At 57.2% G+C, this 18,459-nt stretch carries 13 protein-coding genes and 1 pseudogene; 10 read left to right on the top strand and 4 right to left on the bottom strand.

The window, feature by feature from the left end; genetic code table 11:
- Nucleotides 1–237: 237 nt before the first annotated feature.
- The 5 genes from GLR48_RS20950 (at nucleotide 238) to GLR48_RS20930 (ending at nucleotide 7,619) form a co-directional block, all read left to right on the top strand.
- Nucleotides 238–1,158, top strand: coding sequence for an ArdC family protein (locus GLR48_RS20950; RefSeq protein ID WP_237065120.1), 921 nt, complete (start codon nucleotides 238–240; stop codon nucleotides 1,156–1,158).
- A gap of 907 nt (nucleotides 1,159–2,065) precedes the next feature.
- On the top strand, nucleotides 2,066–3,268 hold the full coding sequence (gene repA / locus GLR48_RS20945; RefSeq protein ID WP_237065109.1) for a plasmid partitioning protein RepA: 1,203 nt from the start codon (nucleotides 2,066–2,068) through the stop codon (nucleotides 3,266–3,268).
- Nucleotides 3,258–4,211, top strand: coding sequence for a plasmid partitioning protein RepB (gene repB / locus GLR48_RS20940; RefSeq protein ID WP_237065106.1), 954 nt, complete (start codon nucleotides 3,258–3,260; stop codon nucleotides 4,209–4,211). Before repA ends, repB begins: the two co-directional genes overlap by 11 nt.
- A 235-nt stretch (nucleotides 4,212–4,446) precedes the next feature.
- Nucleotides 4,447–5,634 carry a helix-turn-helix domain-containing protein gene (locus tag GLR48_RS20935; protein ID WP_237065098.1) on the top strand — a complete coding sequence of 396 codons (1,188 nt, stop codon included), beginning with the start codon at nucleotides 4,447–4,449 and terminating at the stop codon, nucleotides 5,632–5,634.
- 1,061 nt (nucleotides 5,635–6,695) lie between these two features.
- On the top strand, nucleotides 6,696–7,619 hold the full coding sequence (locus tag GLR48_RS20930) for a nucleotidyltransferase family protein (RefSeq protein WP_237065096.1): 924 nt from the start codon (nucleotides 6,696–6,698) through the stop codon (nucleotides 7,617–7,619).
- Between the two features lie 246 nt (nucleotides 7,620–7,865).
- Here the strand turns inward: GLR48_RS20930 and GLR48_RS20925 are convergent, their stop codons facing one another.
- Both GLR48_RS20925 and GLR48_RS20920 read right to left on the bottom strand, forming a co-directional pair.
- Complete coding sequence (locus GLR48_RS20925) at nucleotides 7,866–8,279, bottom strand: hypothetical protein (RefSeq protein WP_237065094.1); 414 nt, start codon at nucleotides 8,277–8,279, stop codon at nucleotides 7,866–7,868.
- Nucleotides 8,272–8,895 carry a ParA family protein gene (locus GLR48_RS20920; RefSeq protein WP_237065850.1) on the bottom strand — a complete coding sequence of 208 codons (624 nt, stop codon included), beginning with the start codon at nucleotides 8,893–8,895 and terminating at the stop codon, nucleotides 8,272–8,274. Before GLR48_RS20920 ends, GLR48_RS20925 begins: the two co-directional genes overlap by 8 nt.
- Between GLR48_RS20920 and GLR48_RS20915 the strand changes: the two are divergent.
- Nucleotides 8,885–9,128, top strand: a pseudogene (locus GLR48_RS20915) (integrase core domain-containing protein); the annotation flags it as partial. The gene GLR48_RS20920 and the pseudogene GLR48_RS20915 overlap by 11 nt on opposite strands.
- Nucleotides 9,129–9,331: 203 nt before the next feature.
- Here GLR48_RS20915 and GLR48_RS20910 read toward each other — a convergent pair.
- On the bottom strand, nucleotides 9,332–9,814 hold the full coding sequence (locus GLR48_RS20910; protein WP_237065093.1) for a hypothetical protein: 483 nt from the start codon (nucleotides 9,812–9,814) through the stop codon (nucleotides 9,332–9,334).
- Nucleotides 9,814–10,515, bottom strand: coding sequence for a ParA family protein (locus tag GLR48_RS20905; RefSeq protein WP_237065091.1), 702 nt, complete (start codon nucleotides 10,513–10,515; stop codon nucleotides 9,814–9,816). The genes GLR48_RS20910 and GLR48_RS20905 overlap by 1 nt, the downstream gene beginning before the upstream one ends.
- A 630-nt stretch (nucleotides 10,516–11,145) precedes the next feature.
- Here GLR48_RS20905 and GLR48_RS20900 point away from each other — a divergent pair.
- From GLR48_RS20900 to GLR48_RS20885, 4 genes are all read left to right on the top strand, one after another.
- Nucleotides 11,146–11,733 (top strand): hypothetical protein, encoded by a 588-nt coding sequence (locus GLR48_RS20900; protein WP_237065089.1) that lies wholly within the window; start codon nucleotides 11,146–11,148, stop codon nucleotides 11,731–11,733.
- A 188-nt stretch (nucleotides 11,734–11,921) separates the two neighbouring features.
- A complete protein-coding gene (locus GLR48_RS20895) occupies nucleotides 11,922–14,108 on the top strand; it encodes a relaxase/mobilization nuclease domain-containing protein (protein ID WP_237065087.1) in 2,187 nt (728 codons plus the stop codon).
- On the top strand, nucleotides 14,105–16,123 hold the full coding sequence (locus GLR48_RS20890) for a type IV secretory system conjugative DNA transfer family protein (protein WP_237065078.1): 2,019 nt from the start codon (nucleotides 14,105–14,107) through the stop codon (nucleotides 16,121–16,123). The genes GLR48_RS20895 and GLR48_RS20890 overlap by 4 nt, the downstream gene beginning before the upstream one ends.
- Before the next feature lie 299 nt (nucleotides 16,124–16,422).
- Complete coding sequence (locus GLR48_RS20885) at nucleotides 16,423–18,387, top strand: YecA/YgfB family protein (RefSeq protein ID WP_237065076.1); 1,965 nt, start codon at nucleotides 16,423–16,425, stop codon at nucleotides 18,385–18,387.
- The last annotated feature ends 72 nt before the right edge of the window (nucleotides 18,388–18,459 follow it).

Here is an 18,459-nt window from a genome sequence, read left to right as displayed (position 1 = left end):
CCCCACCGCAACAGTAAAATACTGCGCGTCCTGCGGGGCCGTGTCCTCGCGCTTTGCGCTGCGGGCCGCACCACCCCCTTGTCCGCTTGATTTTCCCATTGCGGCGGTTCCCCCCCTGCCCTCGCCGGGAGGCAAGGTTTCAGAAGAGGGGCGCGCTGAAGCGCTTCCTCGTCTGACCCCTCGCCCGAGTTTCGGCACCAGACCGGACACGTGGCACCACCGCAAAGGATCGAAAAAATGGCTAAAGAGCGTTTGGACATTCACCAGCACGTCACCGACACAATCATCGCACAGATTGAGGCAGGCACCCCGCCGTGGCGCAAGCCGTGGACAGGTGGCGCAGTTGGCGCTTGCCTGCCCGTCCGTCACAATGGCGAAGCCTATCGCGGCATCAACGTCCTGATGTTGTGGGCTGTCGCATCGGATCGTAGTTATGCGTCCGAACGCTGGATGACATTTAATCAGGCGCAGCAGCTTGGCGGCACCGTGAAGAAGGGCGAGAAATGCGCCCGCAGCGTTTTCTATGGCACCTTCGAGCAGAAGGACGACGGGCAGAGCGACGGCGGCAGCGAAGGCGGGAGCAAGGCCCGCATCGGCTTTGCGAAGGCGAACAACGTCTTTAACGCGGATCAGATCGAGGGTTTGCCCGCTGAATACTACGTTCAGCCCGACCCCGCCCGCGACCTTGGCACCGAGGCCGACCCAGCCCTTGAGGCATTTTTCGGCAGCATCGGGGCCGATATTGTCAGCACCACAGACCCCCGCGCCTACTATCGCCCCGCAACGGATCAGGTTCACATGCCGCCCGTTGGCACGTTCACCAACGCCGCCCGCTACTATGGCGTTCTGGCTCATGAAATCACACACTGGACTGGCGCGGAAAAGCGGCTGGACCGGATCAAGAAATTTGGCAACAAGGCCGCATATGCGTTCGAGGAACTTGTGGCCGAGATTGGCGCTTGCCTGTTGGCCGTGCGCCTTGGCGTCGAGCCGGAATTTGACCAAAGCGCAGCCTACATCGAGGGTTGGCTTGAAGCGCTGAAATCCGACAAGGGTCTGATTTTCAAGGCCGCCGCAGAAGCACAAAAGGCTGTCGATTTTGTGCTGGCAGCAGCCGACGCCGAGACCGTCGCACAGGACGACCGCGCCGCCGCGTGAGTCTATATCCTGACGGTCTGCACCATCTGGAACCCCGGCCTATATGGTCGGGGTTTTTTGCCTGCGTGGGGATAGGTGACGCGGCAGAGGGCGAGCTGCGCCCGCCCCCTGCCCCGCCTTTTTCTTCTGGCGGCTTCCCCGCTGAGAAAAGACAGCCTGACGGTCAGGACCTTCGGCCCGGCGTCAGGCCGCGTTGGATCACTTCAATGCGATATAACAAGGAGACAGCATTGCAAGAGGTTCGTCATTGTCCGCCATGAATCGTCTCAATGCAGTGAAGGTCTTAGCGACATCTGATCTGGTTGAGTTCACTTAAGAAGCGTCTGCCGCATAGGAGCCTCATGCCAAGTACTCAGCGCTTTAATTGTCTGACCTCATCACTCTTTCATGCCGTGATCATTGCGACTCCATGCGAAAAATTAGCCCATTTTTACGCAGCCATCTCGACATGCGTGCGCTTGCGTAACGCCAAAGCGCCTGAAGTCGTAGGAATTGAGCAGAGCCTTCCGGTGCGGTAAAGATTCGAGTTGACCACAATCCAAAACCCGTTTCGTCCCGATCTATCGTCAAACGCGTTACTTGCTTGTACGGACGAACATTCAAGTCAAAGTTCCGGAAATCGAACAAACGACGCCTGTGGACAACCTGTGGATAAAATTATCTTTTAAAATCAGCCTTGTGAGTTGCAAGGCTCATGCACTGCATGAAGTTAAATAGTAGGTTCGGACTGTTTTTTTTCGAGAGGAGCCGTATCGGGGCGTAAATTTTTCTTGAGTTCATCAAGTTGGGCAGTCATAGCTGTAACGCAATACGACACAAAAATAAGTCCTCCGCGTTTCTGGTGTCTAGCAAGACACTCTGTGGTTCAGTAACGCCGGTCGGGACACATTGAGCGGGGCCGACCATAATGCATTCAGTGCTGCACGACAAGTTGCGCGAAGACGCAGAGCGCCTTTCCGAAGCTTTGGAACACATGTCGAAGCTGTTCCTCGCCCCCAAAGAGCAAAAGACTCTCCGGAGCTTTGCAACGCCTGAAGTGGCTGAACTGCTGCGCGTCAGTGACGGGTACCTTCGCAAAGCGCATTTCGATGGTCGCATTCCAGAGGTCGAGCAGGGGGCTAACAACAAGCGCCTTTACACGGCAGAGAACATCATCGAGATCCGACACATCTTGGCGCAGAACGCGAAGGATCCTCTCCAGTTCCTCCCGGGCCGGCGGCCCGGTGACAAGCTTCAAATCTGGTCCACCGTGAATTTCAAAGGCGGTTCGAGCAAAACCACCACGACGATAAGCCTCGGCATGCGGCTCGCCATGCGCGGGTATCGTGTACTTTTGCTCGATAGTGATCCGCAAGCCTCCCTGACCACGTTCTTCGGCTATCAGCCGGAGATCGATTTCAGGAAGGGTGGTACTCTCTACGACGCAATTCGCTACAATGACGGTGAGAGTGTGCGCGTCCCAATCGTTGATGTGCTCAAAAAGACCTATTTCCCAAATCTCGATATCGTCCCTGGCGGCATCATGCTCTCGGAGTTCGAGACAGAGACGCCGATGGCCCTTAGCCGCGGCGAGCAACCTGTTTTCTTCAATCGGATCCGGGACTCGCTACGGCAGGTTGAAGACGATTACGATATCGTTCTGATCGACTGTCCTCCGCAACTCGGATACCTGACAATGTCGGCGGTGTGCGCGTCAACCTCACTTCTGATGACCATCATTCCCGAGCGTGTTGATCTGGCCTCTGCAAGCCAATTCCTAACGATGGCCTCAGGCGTTCTCGAAGTGCTTCATACGAATGGTGGAATCGGCGCCTACGATAACTTCGCCTATCTTCTTACGCGGTTCGATACGGCCATTAGCACACAGCAAGACCTATCAGAATGGATGCGGGAGCTTTTGGGCGACAGCGTCATAAAAACGCCTTTCGTCAAGTCTTCGGCAGTCAGTGAGGCCGGCCTCTCACAGAGGACGATCTTCGAAGTTGATCTGTCGGCCGTCAAGAACCGCAAGACATACGAACGCGCATTGGAATCCGTCATCGGGTTTTCCAACGACATTGAAATCATGATTCAGAACTCATGGGGACGAGGAGATAGCAATGAAACGTGATCTGCTGTCACGCAGCCTTGCGCAGATGGGGTCCAAGACTGCAGCTGCCCCTGTGCCGTCCGGAACGGATGAGGGTGCTCCGCGTGCGCTCAAAAGCATGTCGGATGTTCTGGCTCAGGTCTCTTCACAGTCGGCGCAGGACGTCAATGTCAACGACATTGCCGACTCCGATATAGCCGACCGCTTCGATGTCAGCGTCGAACTCGACGCCCTCGTCGAATCCATCAAGACATCCGGCCAGCAGCTCCCTGCCCTTCTGAGATACCGCCGCGGGGCAGGACCGCGCTACGAAGTTGTCTATGGTCGTCGCCGTATTGCGGCGTGCCGCAGGCTCGGCATTCAAGTCAAAGCCTTCATCAAAGAAATGGAGCCACGGGAAGCGCTGGTGTCCCAAGCCCTCGAGAATTCGGCCCGCCTTGAACGCAGCTTCATCGAGCAGGCCATCTTCTCCGTCAAACTTGAAGACCAAGGGTTTACGCGTGCTGAGATCTGCGACGTGTTGGCCGTGGACAAAGGGACGTTGAGCAAACTCATTGGCGTTGCCAAGGATGTTCCACAGGATGTCATCTACGGCATCGGCGCGGCCCATGACGTAGGTCGCAGGCAGTGGTTGGAACTCCGCCGGCTTTTCGGCCTGGAAGGCCGACCGACCGATGAGGATGCGATGGCCCTTCTTCCTACTGTGGGATCAGGCGCCGAAAAGATCGCGGCGATCATCAAACACATGCAGGCATCGGAACATGCAGTACCCTCGCAGGCGCCCAAGAGTGTGGCTGCCCCCCCTGCCCCGCCGCGAAAGATCGGTGACACACCTGTCGCATGCACTGCTAAGGGGCGTCGCCTCACGATTGAAATATCGGATAAAAAGGAACATGGCTTCATCGGCTTCGTCGAGGATAATCTCGAAAAGCTATATGCGGCTTGGAAGGATGAAAAACAGTAAACATGCGGAGTTTCACCCCGCAACCCATTGTTTTCATTTAGTTGGCCATGGCCAACTTCCCCAAACGAAAAAGAAACCCAGTTAAAGGAGGCAGGCACCACACAAAAAGAAACCCCCCGAAGGCGGCTAAGCGCTCCAGAGGGTCCCGATCTACTGCAATTCATTGGTACCCCCAAATTTTGAACGCTGCAACACCGATTTCGGTGACCGGTATCATTTTGTCGTCTGAAAATGTATGTACCACCATCCAGCAATGGCTCTTGAAGCCAGGGCACAGTCGAATTGTGCCGTAGATGAACACTCCGCATTTGATGGTGTGGGAACGGTTGCGCAGCAGCCATATTTTCACCCTGTAAGGCGCCGTGATCTGTTGGCCGCGGTCAATACCGCCGCGAAAGATCTTGGTTTGCGCCCCGCATCGGTTGTCGTCATCGACGCTCTGTTGAGCTGCCTACCGTGCAAGGATTCCAAAACGGGTATCGACAATCCAATTACGCCGCTGACGCTGCTCACAGTCTACGCCGCCAACGCCACCCTTTGCTTCAGGGCAAAAGGTATCACTGACCGCCAGTTGCGTCGGCATTTGGAGACACTCGAAAATGTCGGCCTGATCACAAGGAAAGACAGCGCCAACGGGAAACGATTTCCAATCCAACGATCTGGCAAGGTCATTGGTGCCTTCGGGATCGACCTGTCACCTCTTCTGGCGCGGTCGGCGGAAATTATCGACTTAGCGCAGCAACGTCGCGACGACGCGGCCGAGCTGCGCGGGATGCGGTCCTGTATCCAGTCGCTTCGGATGACCTGTCTCGGCCTCGACGTCGACAAGGAAGTCACAAGATTTCTCGACAGCATCCGCAATATCCTGCGTCGTGCCACAACGACTGTCATCGAAGCACGCGCCATCATCTTTAAACTCAAAGGCATCATCGCTGACACCCGTGCCGCAAAGAAACCGGATCTAACTTCGAACGGAACCACGGTCAACGTTCAGGTTGAAGCCCCCTGTGTCGCGAAAAAACAAAATGCAGAATCGCAGGAAACGTCCGCCACAGACGGACGAAACGACCGGCACAAAGAACCTCAAAAATCATATACAAAAAAAACAACACCGCAGTCGTTGACCAATCTCTGGCAAAAGCTGACACATATTCGAAGTTTCTACCCCGAAATACCCAGATCAGATCATCACGCGCTTCAAATCGTTCATGAGTTCGGAAAGATGCTGAGAATTGACTCGAATGTTTTGGCAAGCGGCATCGCATCGAATGGCTGGCGATCTGCGCTTGAAGCCCAAAATGAGATCGCTGCACGTGTTGCAACCATTGCCGACCCCACAGGTTATTTTGGAAGCTTGTTAAAGACTGGCACAAGACTGAGCCAAACGCTCAACCCCGATATGAGATGGTATACCTCAGAATGATGCAACCGACAGATCTTTGCTATGTTGATATCCCTTGTACCGCCCTTAAAAAACAGCAGTTGGCCGCGGCCAACTCCTATGGAGCGAAGGTTAGTGAATGCGTTTTTCATTTAGAACAGCCACACAACCACAGCTTCCCACCCGGGGCAAGCAAATGGGTAAGCGGAGTTCGCACCGGACCGCTTTATTTCAGAGTTTCAAGGAGAGAGGATTCGATCTGTATTTTTTTGATCCCGACCCTGTGCATTGAAATAGGCCATTGCATGTGTGTCATAGCTCTGACCCGACTGCACCATGGCGGACCCCAACAGGACGCCAGCCTAAGCTGCCATTATTAAATAAACCGAAAGCAGTCCAAACCCACTGTAGTCAACGGAGTTTTGATCATGCTTTTCGATACACTTCTTACGTTTAAACTGAAGCCAGCAAGCTTTCAGAATGCGCGCCAATATTTTTCCACCTATTAACGCTCCGGAAAATGAGCCCCAGCTGGGTGATTCATTTCATAGCCCCAGATCTGCTCTGCCTGTCAGATAAACAGAGGCGTCTGCCTCATCGTCAATGGTCTTGGAGCCCACCAGATCAATTTGCATTAATAGGATGTTGGCCGCGGCCAACTTTCTATCAGTACTCTGCGTCCCAGGCCGGATAGGTGGTATATCTACAGTCATCTTTAAATTGAGATTGGCCACCTCACTTCGCCGGAAGCAGAGGCGCAGGCGGGAAGCAGTGGTGGGATCAAGGATGACGATCTGAAGGGAATCTTTTGAGATGATATCGGTCGTGATCTGATGGATCGACTGAACGCCTTCGAACTGATCGAGAAGGGCTCCCTAGCCTTCGCCGAGACTTGTCTTATACGCACACGGAATATTGTGATTTCGGTTGATGATGTATATTAATTTTGCCAACGATACTTATATTTTACATATTAGTTGGCAAAAATGAGTAATATCAAGGCACTAGATGGCGACAGCGTCCGCGATCTGGTCGATGCGCGAGACCGCTATAGCCTGTTGCGAACGTCACAGCGTGAGGCACGTCACAGCTACGGTGGGTCCATGAAATTCGAGGCCCGTGGAGATGCTGAGTATCTCATTCGGCGGCCCTATGCGAGCTCGACACGTAAGTCTTACGGTCGTCGCACGCCCGAGACTGAAGAGACGTTGCGCGCTTTCCTCGCTGGGCAGGCACGTGTGCACGATCAGATCGCAGGACTGCGCCAACAGTTGGCGAACCGCGCACCGATCCTGCGCGCCAGAGGTTTGGGCCGCGTCCCGGTGCTGGCCGCACGCGTCCTGCGAAAGTTGGATGACATCGGATGGTTGGGGACCAATCTCATCGTCGTCGGAACTAACGCCTTATATGCCTATGAAGCCGCCGCGGCATTACGGATCGAGAGTGCCATGCTGGCAACCGGCGATGTCGATGTGCTTTATGACGCCCGTCGCCGTTTGCGGGTGTCAGGCGATGTTGATGAGCGCGGACTCATCGGAGCTTTGCGCTCCGTCGACCGTTCTTTTAGCAGGCCATCGAACAAAACCTACACGGCAGCGAACAGGGACGGCTACATGGTCGATCTGCTTGAGCCTCAGGATCACGATCGCATCATGCGCCACGGTTCCGGCCGCCTGTCTGATGACCCGGATGATCTAATCGCAACCTCAACGGACAGCAGTCGTTGGCTGTTGAACGTTCCGAAGTTCGAGACCATTGCCATTGATGAGCGCGGACTGCCCGTCCGAATCGTTACTCTCGATCCACGCGCCTATGCCCTGCAGAAATTGTGGATCGCACGCAATGACCCGACTCGAGATCCGGCAAAGCGCGGGCGTGACGAAGATCAGGCACATCTTGTCGCGCAGATTGCGACACGGCACCTTGGGCTACCCTTCACTGACATTGCACTCTCAGCATTGCCAGGAAGCTTTCGGGATCTGGTTGGGCAACTCATTGTCGACGGAACTGAAGCTGTCGAATGGTGACTTCGAAGAGCAGCTCTGGAGTGACCTGTGGAGAGCGGTTCAATCTACACTGTGATCCGGTGCGCTGATCCGGCAGGTCAAAGGGGAGGGGGGCACTCTGCAGTAGCGGCAAACGAATGACGCGCGAGTATGCAAGAGGATCATCATGACCGCGCCCGACGGGACATGGCCCATGCATTCGTTCACGCCTTTGATCTTGACGCGAACGGTGAGGACAATGGCGCCGAGGGTTCTTTCGTTTAGCCTTCACTTGAAAGCATTCGATTCCCGAAACAACTTCGCGAGCTCAGCGTCGTGTTCAGCGAGGAAATCTTTCAACACGCTTGCAGGCTTCACGTATTTACGCGCGGCTGGGTCGAGTTTTGCGAAGACCTCCGCCATGGCGACGGCCAGCGCGCTCGTCTGACCGATCTGCGGTCGCAGATCGTTGCGGCTGAACATGCTTTCCGGCTGGATGTCGTTCACGCCTGGAGTCGTGGCGTGCAGAGAGCCAGCCGGTGCTGCGTCACGCGGTGTATTGTCGTCGTAAGAGTTTGCCGTTTCTTGCGAAGCGTTGCCTTCTGCAGATTTAAGCCCACCACGTTCCAGTGTCCGCGACAGGATTTTTTCGTCGCTGTCGTCCATCGGCAGGGGGAGGCGGCGGCGGGGACCATCAGACATCGAACTGACCCCGCAGGCTTTGCGTCAGTTTATCCGCGGCCACCTGCATTTTCAGGAAGGGGGCGGCATCGCTGCCGGCTGTGATGGCCTCAGCGGTCGTCATGCGACGCCCCAAGAAGCTCGTGATGGCGGCGGACTGGTGGATGTCATCGACCGCCCCGAAATGATCATAGATAAGCTCTTGCATGACATGCATCTCCGCATTGGGGAATCCGTTCGGGCGTTGGTAGACGACGCGCAGCATGTCCATAGGCGGGACCGTGGATCCGATCTCGTGCAGAGCCGTTTCAAGATATCGCAGGGTCTTCTGAACCCCCATCACTTCGGCTTCGACCGGACCGCTTGGCGAGATCACGAGGTCGCAGATCGCGAGGGCCGCCAGCTGCCTGACATCGTCGGACCCGGCGGTGTCGATAATGACCCAGTCGGTCTCGTCCTCCAGGATCGCGATGAGAGCGTTGTAGTGCTGCGCAAAGCTGGTGCTGGCGATCGGTGCCATCCGTGACACCAGAAGGGCAGGGGAGCGCTGTGCGATTGGCTCTGCCCATTTGGTCAGGGTCCCCTGCGGATCGAGGTCAATCAGCCGGATGCGAGCGCCCTCACGGACGCAGTTCACCAGCACCGATTTTACCGACGTACTGCACGACGCCAAGGTGAAGATTGGGTGGCCGCCGGATCGGCAATCGAATGATCGAACGGCTCTGGCGGTCGCTGAAATACGAGTGCTACTATCTGAACGCTTTCGAGACCGGTTCAGAGGCGAGGCGTGGAATCAGCGCGTGGCTCAGCTACTACAACGAAAAACGCCCGCACTCATCGTATGGCCTGCAGACCCCGGCAGAGGCCTATGATACTCAAGACCCGAACCTGAAAGCTGCCGCCTGACGTGAAACCAATGCGAGAGATTATTGCGGCAGAAAGCTGGTTGGAAAACTAGGACCACCTCGCAGAGCCTTTGGATTGTGCACACCAAAGGCACGCGTACTTGAAGTCGCTGTCGCTGTGTCCCCGCCGGAACACATGCTAATCGGACCATTTTGAAACGGTGCGGTCTATTGAAGGCCGTTCGTCTTCCGGAAGATCTCCGCCAGTTCATCGTCATGCTCCCGCAGGAATTCACGCAGCAAAATCGCGGGGCTTGCGAACTTTTGAGCATCCGGGCTCAGGCTCAGTAATTTGTCGTGTATTGCTAGCGCGAGGTCGCTTGATTGAGCCACCGTCACCCGCAGTTGCTTGTCAGCGGCAACCGCGGCTGGCTCAGGCTTGCGAGCCGGGGTCTGCGCAGTGGGTGTTGGAGCGAAGTTCATTGTTTCATCCGAAGGCTGTAGTTCCGCCGGTGCCGCCTTTGACGTGTGATCGGTCTTTGTGTGAGCCGGAGGCGCTTTGCTTGGTGCGGGCGTCGACTCTGATTGTGACGTGTCAGCTTCAGCCGTACCAAGGCCGTTAGCCTTCGCTGTCGTAGCAATGGAAGCCCGGTCGCGGTCAGTGAGCCCCGGAACAGGCATCTTTTGGCGGGGCTTGCGTTCAACGGCCATTAAAATTCTCCCGTGATAAGCGCGGCCAAAGCATCTGCGGCCCTCTGTATTTTTTTGATTGCCTCATCGCTTCGACCTTCCGATTTTGCCGCAGCGATTGCTTCGTCGCTGGTCATATCGTCACCAATAAACGATTTGATCGCGCTTGAGCGATGCAGCCCTTTGATCGCGCCGTAATGACTGTGAATGAGTTCTTCGTAAGCAAGCATTTGGGCATTCGGAAATTGGCCCTCTCTTTGATAGATGACAGTCAAAAGGTCATTGGGGTCGGTATCATGATCGCCCGTCGCTTCGAGAGCAATTTTGAAGTAGGCCAATGTTTTTTCAACGCCGGTCACTTCGTTTTTTTCAGGGCCGCACGGCGAGAATACGCGGTCGCAGATTGCAAGAGCCGCCATTTGCCTGGCATCTTCACCGCCCTTCGTATCAATTATGACCCAATCAACGTCATCCTGAAGCCGGTCCAGCATCGTGTTGTAGCACTCCGCCACTGTCGCTTCGTGCGGTATATCAAACGCGATGATATCGATGCCTTTGTTGCGTGCGCAAACAGGGATCGCCCAGTTTGTGACACTGGCCTGATTGTCGAAGTCTATGAGCTGGACGGTTTGACCGCTCCGAAAGAGGCTGTCCGCAACGAGGGCTGCAGTCGTGGACTTGCCGACGCCACCTTTGGTTGAAGCGAAAGTAATGATCTTCATTCTGCTGTCCTGAGTGTTGGGGCCGATGCTTGGCTTGAGGCCTCTGAAGTCCTAGGTGGCAACCTACAGCCTGCGACCTGAAACCTAAAACCTGCTACCGCTAGGTGTTAGCCTACTACCTGCGATCTATCGGATGCAACCTGCGGCTTATCACCTGGAACCTCAATCCCGCGGCCTGAAACTTCTCACCCATAACCTCGAGCCTGCGACCTGCCGGCTAAAACTTGCTGCCTACAACCTTCTGCCCAAGGCCTTGTGCAGCACGGATGAGCTTTGTTCTGGCAGCAGCTCCAGGCGTACCGGCACATCGAGCACATCGGGATCGCGCCGGGAGGTGTTGGATTGAAACGCCGTTTCCGCTCGCCGGGGAGCGGTGAGGAACGCGAGCGGGGCAGGGGGGTGCAAAACCGGGGGGGCAGGGTCCGACTTCGCAATGAGAGGCCGGTGCTGGGGCCTCTGTGAAAATTTTCGCCCCTGCGGGGCGGTCACCCCTTCGGAGTTCCGTCGCTACCCCGGTGGGCGCTCCGTCGCGTCCCTGCGGATCGCTCAAACGGACTAACATTATAGATCGACGATTATCAATATAGTTGTGATGTCGAACCTATAATGTTAGCGAAGAGGTAGCAGGATGTGTCGCTTGCAAGACAGTTTCGTTTTAGGGCTTTCGATATGCCGAAATCGTTCAAGACCACGGACAAGATCGCGGCGTCGAACATGCTCTTAGAGGGCGCGACACCGAAGGCCGTTGCGGCAAAATTTGGCGTCCACATTTCCACGATCTACGCTTTGCGAAAGGATCGGGGTCACGGACATACGAAGCCAGATCGCGCCTCCCACAACATCACATTCCGCCTGTCCGACGTCGAACTGCGGGCGTTGGACGTCTTCATTGTGAACGCGGGATTGCCGTCGCGAACGGCCGCCTTGCGTTCACTGGTGCGCTCAGCGACGGGTTTTTTGGAGCTGCGCCGCGATGAACTGCTCGATCTGACCGAGGCGAGACGTGAGTTGCGTGCCCAGGGTCGCAACCTCAATCAGCTGACCTACGCGATGAACAGGTCAGCATTGCGGGGTGGGGCCAGGCTATCGCCAGAGGATAAGCAGTTTCTGGCGACGGTTCGACAGACCTTCACCGTCGTCGACAGGCTGATTTCTGACGGTTTCAGTGAGGTGCGACAGCAGGGCCGCAGTGCGTTGCACGCGGGAGAACGCCTGTGAGCGGGGGGTTCTACGATGATATTATGATCCGGGCGCGGCGCAGCGCTGGCCATACATCCGTTGGCGGTGCGACATCGCGTGGCAATCGTGTCTGGAAAAGCCTGACCTCGACCGGCAGCGCCTTCGTCAAGCGCATCCCCGGCGCTGGCGTTCAGCATCAAAAGCAACTGGCGGGACAGCTGGCTTATGTGAACGGCAAGGCCAAGGGCATCTTCGGCTTCGCCCCCGGCGTCAGCATCGACAAGCCCGCTTTTGACCAAGCTGACCTTGATCAGATGATGAGTGCATGGGCGCAAGACTGGAAGGGTCGCCCCCGCAACGGCCATACGAGCCACATGGTGCTGTCGTTCCCAGACGACGTGTCCCAGGACGCCGCCTTCGTGATCGCGCAACAGTGGTGCGCCGAAATGTTCGAGGATCAGACGCATATCGCGGATACCTGGGAATACGTGGCGGCCCTGCACACGGACACCGCCAATCCTCACGTTCATGTCGTTCTGAACAATCGGGGCGAATGTGGGACGTGGTTTTCCATCTCATCAGAAGGGGTTTTCAACCCCCAGATGATGCGGGATCGCATGACCGACATTGCAGACAACTACGGCCTGCGACTTGAAAGCCTGACACGTGCCGACCGGGGCCTTTATGGCGCACCGATCACGAGTGCCGCGGTCTTTGCCGCCCGCGAAGGCCGCACGCTCGCAACCCCCGAAGTTAAAAGCAGTCTGACCTCTGAATGGCGCAGGCAGGATATGCGGGAGACTGCAGAGCTTTACACCACCTTGGCCGAGTTTGCCGAGACCATCGGCGCACCGATGATTGCGAAGCGTGCGTATATTTCAGCAGCAGCCCTATTCGCAGGCGATGAAGTCCCGAAAGGACAGATGATGGACATTGACCTTGATGTCACCGCAGACCGCGAGGACATACGCACGTCGCTGATCGGCTGGGCCGAGCAGAACAAAGATGCCATTGACGCTTTGCCAGAAAGCCGTCGGGCGTCGGTCATGTCCAAGATCGACACCGCTTTGAACATCATCGAAACAGACGTGGCCCCGGACCTGACGGACGATACGATCTGGCCCGCCTTCAAGGAAACGCCGTCGTCGTATCTCATTCCAGACACCGGTGCTTTGGAAGCCCGCGCGGCCCTGTATGTCAAAGAGGAAAACGCCGATCTGCTACAGGAGTTCGTCAATACAAACGTGCTGGAGTCCTACCTTGTGACCGGCGACGTGCCTAACCGCTTCAAGCCTGTGATGCCCGCCGTGGCTAACGCTTATGCGGAAATGCACAACCACAGGCTCGCAGAAATCCCCAAGGAGATGAAAGCCTACGTCCAGAAAGGGGCCCGGATGGGCTTGGACCGCGTGACCATGCAAGAGCGACTTATCAATGCGATTGGTGATCCGGTCGAAAACGCCCGCATAGAGCGAGGCGACATTGCCGCGATTGCCGCCGCGATGCCAACGCCGCCCCGCGACGTAAAGGCTTTTGAAGATGCGTCGCAGCGCATGATGGAGGCTGCGACCCTCAGCGTGAATGACGGTCTCAGCAGTCCGCTCGACGTGTTCGAGAATCTGGCAATCGCCAGAGACCGCACCGAGACCGCGACGGGTGTGGAGGGGCTGCGTGTGGCGCTCGATCAGCTTGGCACAGAACTGTTGGACTTGGCGGAGGCCAGAAAGCGCGGTGATCTGACAGCCCAGCAGGTTCAGGCTTTCGATGCCGTCGCACCCGAACTGTTCTCACGGTACGCAGATGCTATTCCCGACGCCATGCTTGAGATGGCGCATAACCGTTCAGACCTTTCCGAAAACGACCGGCAGGTCTTGTATCCGGAAATGTCCGCCGAGGAACATGAGCAACAAAACCTGAAGGACGCGAATAGTCGCGTCAGGGCGTTTGAACGGGCAGCCATGACATTGCCGGCTGATCCGCTTGCTGTCTCCGACAACTTCCAGGTCGCTGCCAACCTCTACCGCGACTGGCAAATGGATCTTGGCAAGGTCGAAGAGAGGATCATCGCTGACAGCAAGGTCTATGATCGTGACGGTGTTGCCCGCGTTATGCAGGACGTGGCCAACACCGCGGCAACGACGGGACGCGCCGATCTGGCGGACAGTGCCGCGGGCCGACAAATGCTGACGGCATTCGTCGCGTTGGAGGGCAGGGGGGCCATGCAGGAAATAGCATCCGGCAAGATGGACGCGCTTTCCGAATACGTCGATACGCCTGCCAACCAGCGACTTGTGGCGAAGGAGCTTTTGAAAAGCGCAAAGTCTGTCGATGTGGGCTTGGGGCTGGACGAGATTGAAACCGGCCTTGAGGCCGTTGATCCGAACTACTCACGCTCGCGGGGGATTTCGATATGAAAATGACCGTCGCCTGTCTGATCGCAGTTATCTGCGGCCTTGTCGCAGGGTCCGGTATTGCCAGCGTCTATCTGACTGTCGCCCTCGGGCGCGACCTTCTGGCAACCGACCTCATGTTGCACACCAAGACGCTGATGGCCCGCATGTTGATTCAACAGCCATACCTGACCGGCCATTTGATCGTCATTTCAGCCGTCGCGTTTTTTCTGTTTATCTCGTTTGTAACCGTCGCCCAGGATCGCCTTGTCAACTACGGCGACAGACGGTTTCAGTCCAAATCGAGCGTCCGCAAGAACCGGATGCTAAACGATCCGGGCACAGGTTTTGTCCTCGGTGAGCATGTCGCCCCCCCGGCACAGCACCCGGATCGACCGATCAACATCAAGGCCAACAACACCGACCCCGAGAAGAACAAGTCTCTGAACACCCGCCGTGTCCGCTACATCGCGGCACTCTATAGCACTGTCAGCAACATCCTGTTGGTCGCGCCGACGCGCAGCGGTAAGGGCGTGGGTTTCGTTATCCCGAATGCGCTGACATTCCCCGGTTCGATGGTCGCGCTCGATGTGAAAGGCGAGCTGTGGGTCGAGACGTCAAGAGCGCGTGCACAGCTCGGCGACAAAGTTTTCCAGTTCGCGCCGTTCGACTTCAAGCACCCGACGCACAACTACAATCCCCTGGCCGGTGTCGCTGATATTGAAAACATGGAGGAGCTTTGGACGGCGATTGGTCGGGTCGCACATCTGTTTCTGCAGTCAGATGGCAATCAGGATTGGCTGGATGGTTCGATCCTGCTGTTCATATCCGCAGGCATCCTTGCCGTTCAACGTGGCAACGCGACGATGGGAGAAATCTACCGGATCATTTTTGGGACGGGCGAGGGGGCCGATATTGGCAAGTCCTCCGCCGAGCGCCTGCTGGAAGCGGCAAAGGAATGCCAGTATCCGCCCGCGGCACGCCAACTCAACTACACGGCATCGCTGGACGCAAAAATCTCACAGAGCTTTATCTCTATCCTGAGCACAGCGGGCCTGTCGCAGTGGGCGAACCCCAAGGTGGAGCGCGTCACACGCACAAGCGATTTTGACTTCAGGGAAATGCGTCGCACGCCAATGTCGATCTATCTTGAAGTGCTGTCCGACGACGTTCAGGACCTGAATTCCCTGATCCGGCTTTTCTTTGCAGACCTTATTTCATTCCTGCGGTCGTCAAAGCCGGAGGCCGACGAGCCTTTTCCTGTGTTCATCTTGTTGGACGAATTTGACCAGTTGGGCCACATGCCCCTTGTCGTCCAAGCCATGAAACAAACGGCCGGTCACGGTGGCCGGTTCGCCATCGTTACCCAGTCCGTTCCCGGCCTTCTGTCCGTTCCGTACACTCCGGAGGAAGTGCAGGCGATTGAAAGCGCCTGTCAGGTCAAACTTTATCTTGCGCCGAAGGAAGACCGCACGGCCAGTGAGATCGAGACCCTGCTCGGGGATCGAACGGGATCGACCAAGAACCGTCAGAAAGAGGTCAAGACTGTCGGCTTTGGCGGCGGCGGTGTGACCACCGGCACGGAAAAGCGCCCACTTCTGACGAAGCAGGAAATCCGGCAGATGGACCCCAACAAGATCCTGATTGTTCCAGATAGCCAGAACCCGATTTTGGGCGACCGTATCAAATACTACGAGTCCAGGCAGATCCGAGCGATCTACGAAGCTCAGGACAAGACCGTCTATCCTTACCCCGACGCCGACAACGATCTGAAGAACCGCGCTATGACCATGACGGAAGTCCGAGAACGCGCGGCGAAGGTGGCAGAGGTGCAGCAGGTTGCGACCGAGGCGCGCGAAGAAGACATGACCAAAGCGCGTGAACCGAAAACAACGGTCCCACAACGGCGGCGTGAAAAGGCCCCCGCAAAAGTAAAACCGAAGGGAAAGCTGGGCGCGGCAGCGCAAGCTGCGCTGATCGATACAATGAACAGCGCCCAAAACCAGTTAAGACAGGAAGGCGGCCCCAAAGCCGCATGATCCAAATCCCGGGGCTGCGGTCAAAGGATACCAGATCGCATCCAACGTTATCGCTTCGGAGTTGATGGTCATTTTTAATGTCTTCACAATGGTCGCGGGCGGGGGGCCATAGCTTTGCCGCCATCTGCGATCCGGGCCTTTATCCGCCGTCCGGAATCGATAGGATCGCCTGCATGAGACAGAACATACTACAAGCGTGTATCGCAGAACGACCCGGGCACGGGGATGACCTCCTTGTTTATCGGTGGACTGACTTTTGGGCGCCGCGCATCGCCGCAAATCGTCACGCGGTGTCGGGCATGCTCACGCTGATGGATGATGAGCCTGAGCTTCCCGATGACCTGCTTGCACTCTTCAGCGCCGTTCTCGCCGCCATGCGCATGAACCGCGAGAACCGCGAGAAGGACGCGCAGGCCATCTTTGCGCAGGTCGAGGGCTGGCTGGAGATGAAGGCGGCAGCGCAGAGTTTTGACAACCAGCAAAAGGTCGTGCTGTGTCGGGCGTTCATCGAGGCTGGTCTGGAGCCACCCGACGGGATCCGGTTCACTCTCGACGCTGCCGCTGACGATGCGGACATCGCAACCATGGAGATGCCTGATATCGCAGAGCTGATCCGTGACCTGATCCCGGACAAGGTCACGGGCTACCCGGCGTACATGATCCTGCGCGAAGCCATGGGCGCGATGCCCCGGCCTGCAGCGGCATTGTTCGTGACGCAGATGGTCGCGCAGGGCGTCCCGAAGCCAGTTTCTGTTGGACGTTACTTTCTGCTCGATCCGGTCCACGAGATGCGCAGTGCGGCGGCCCAGGGGTTTGCCGACCGCGCGAAGGCCGGTGGCGTAGATGCAGGCGTCCTCTCCGATCTGATCCAGCTGCGCAAGTGGATCCCGGATCTGGACACCAGGACGATCCTCGATCGCGGAATCAAGGATGCGCTGCGGTATGAGCCTTCCGGCGGGTCTGTCCCCCGGCCATGGACGCTCCATCGACTGGTGTCGTCATTGCCTGACGGCACCGGAAGCCAGAGCATTCTCGCGAGTGTCAGCCGCGGCAGCCAAAAATGCATTGCGGCGCTGTTGCTCAAGACCGGTCACGGCATCAAGGACGCCTATGCCATCCCCTGCAGCAGTGCGAGCGATCAGCGGCACACGCTCGCTGAAATCGAAGAGTCGATGCCAATGCACGATGTGCCAGCGGAGTATCTGCCAACTGCACTGTCCGCGGCACTTGGCGAGGGTCTTGCTGCAGGCCTGCCCCCTGCGCCGGGTTTTCTGGATGTGGCAGAGATGCTCGGGCTCCACGACATCGCGCCATACGCTATCTCGGCAAGGTCGATGACCGACATTGCCGATCCTGACGCCCAGTTGGCCGGTCTGTCCGCAGCCAAGCGCGGTCAGCTCATTGGCCGCAGCATCTCGTGGGTGCGCGACCACGAGATCTCGTCGAGCTGGTTTGTCAGCGATGCGGCGCTCTCATCGGCTTTGGAGGAAGTCAGAACCGAGCGTCAGGCCACGCAGGCGGTCTGGGCGCATCTGGAAACGCAACGCGACTTCTGGTCATCGCTCTTCGCACGGTCGGCCGCTATCTTGCGTCATAGTGGCGGCGACGCATGGCTGGTCTTTGCGGCGGTCGCGCACGGGCTGAACACCGGTCGGGCGCTCAAGAAGATCCCCATTTTTGAGATGATCGTTGCGCTGACGCTGGATGTTGCAGAACAGGGTGACGGGCTGCATCCTGACGGCGTATCCGCGCTGAACGATCTCGAAACCGACGACGACATGGGTCCTGACATCGCGCCTGAAACAAAAGGCGAGCTGGAGCGCCTGCTTCGCAAAACGCCACTCAGTCCGGATCTGATCGATGGCTATCTGACGGCCGTGATCGTAGCGCCGCGGTTCGTCACACCGACGGACTGGCTGCCGCCACTGTTTGATGGCACCGCGTTTCCCGGCGGCGACAAAGTCCAGCGCGTGCTCGACATCATCATGCTGCGATACGGTGTCATTCAGGACAGTGCATTCGACGGGGACATCGGATCAGGCCTCAGAACACGCGCGGCAGAGCGGTTCAAGGAGTGGCTCGCCGGCTTTGCCCTGGCAAGCACGATCTCGGCCGCCTGGCCGAAGCGCGGGCTCTCGAAGGATGATCAGAAAATCCTGAAGCTGATCAGGGAGGGGGGACAGGATGACAACGTCCAGTCCACGTTAAAACCGCTGCTGCCCGGTTGGCTCGCTGCAATGGCAGCAAGGGCGGTTGATGGGTGAGATTCTGCCTTAATATGTGCTGATCTGAATCTGCTCCAAAGCCCGCAGGCTCCGATTGCCGCGATCTGCCGT

It is taken from the genome of Loktanella sp. M215 (assembly GCF_021735925.1).
Taxonomy (GTDB): Bacteria; Pseudomonadota; Alphaproteobacteria; order Rhodobacterales; family Rhodobacteraceae; genus Loktanella.
This window is presented reverse-complemented; position numbering and strand designations above follow the sequence as displayed.

Bases quoted from the DNA above. Each gene is read 5' to 3' on its own strand.
- repB (WP_237065106.1), top strand. From the start codon at position 3,258: ATGAAACGTGATCTGCTGTCACGCAGCCTTGCGCAGATGGGGTCCAAG.
- GLR48_RS20885 (WP_237065076.1), top strand. From the start codon at position 16,423: ATGCTCACGCTGATGGATGATGAGCCTGAGCTTCCCGATGACCTGCTT.
- GLR48_RS20925 (WP_237065094.1), bottom strand. From the start codon at position 8,279: ATGTCTGATGGTCCCCGCCGCCGCCTCCCCCTGCCGATGGACGACAGC.
- GLR48_RS20890 (WP_237065078.1), top strand. From the start codon at position 14,105: ATGAAAATGACCGTCGCCTGTCTGATCGCAGTTATCTGCGGCCTTGTC.
- GLR48_RS20935 (WP_237065098.1), top strand. From the start codon at position 4,447: ATGTACCACCATCCAGCAATGGCTCTTGAAGCCAGGGCACAGTCGAAT.
- repA (WP_237065109.1), top strand. From the start codon at position 2,066: ATGCATTCAGTGCTGCACGACAAGTTGCGCGAAGACGCAGAGCGCCTT.
- GLR48_RS20905 (WP_237065091.1), bottom strand. From the start codon at position 10,515: ATGAAGATCATTACTTTCGCTTCAACCAAAGGTGGCGTCGGCAAGTCC.
- GLR48_RS20950 (WP_237065120.1), top strand. From the start codon at position 238: ATGGCTAAAGAGCGTTTGGACATTCACCAGCACGTCACCGACACAATC.
- GLR48_RS20910 (WP_237065093.1), bottom strand. From the start codon at position 9,814: ATGGCCGTTGAACGCAAGCCCCGCCAAAAGATGCCTGTTCCGGGGCTC.
- GLR48_RS20930 (WP_237065096.1), top strand. From the start codon at position 6,696: ATGAAATTCGAGGCCCGTGGAGATGCTGAGTATCTCATTCGGCGGCCC.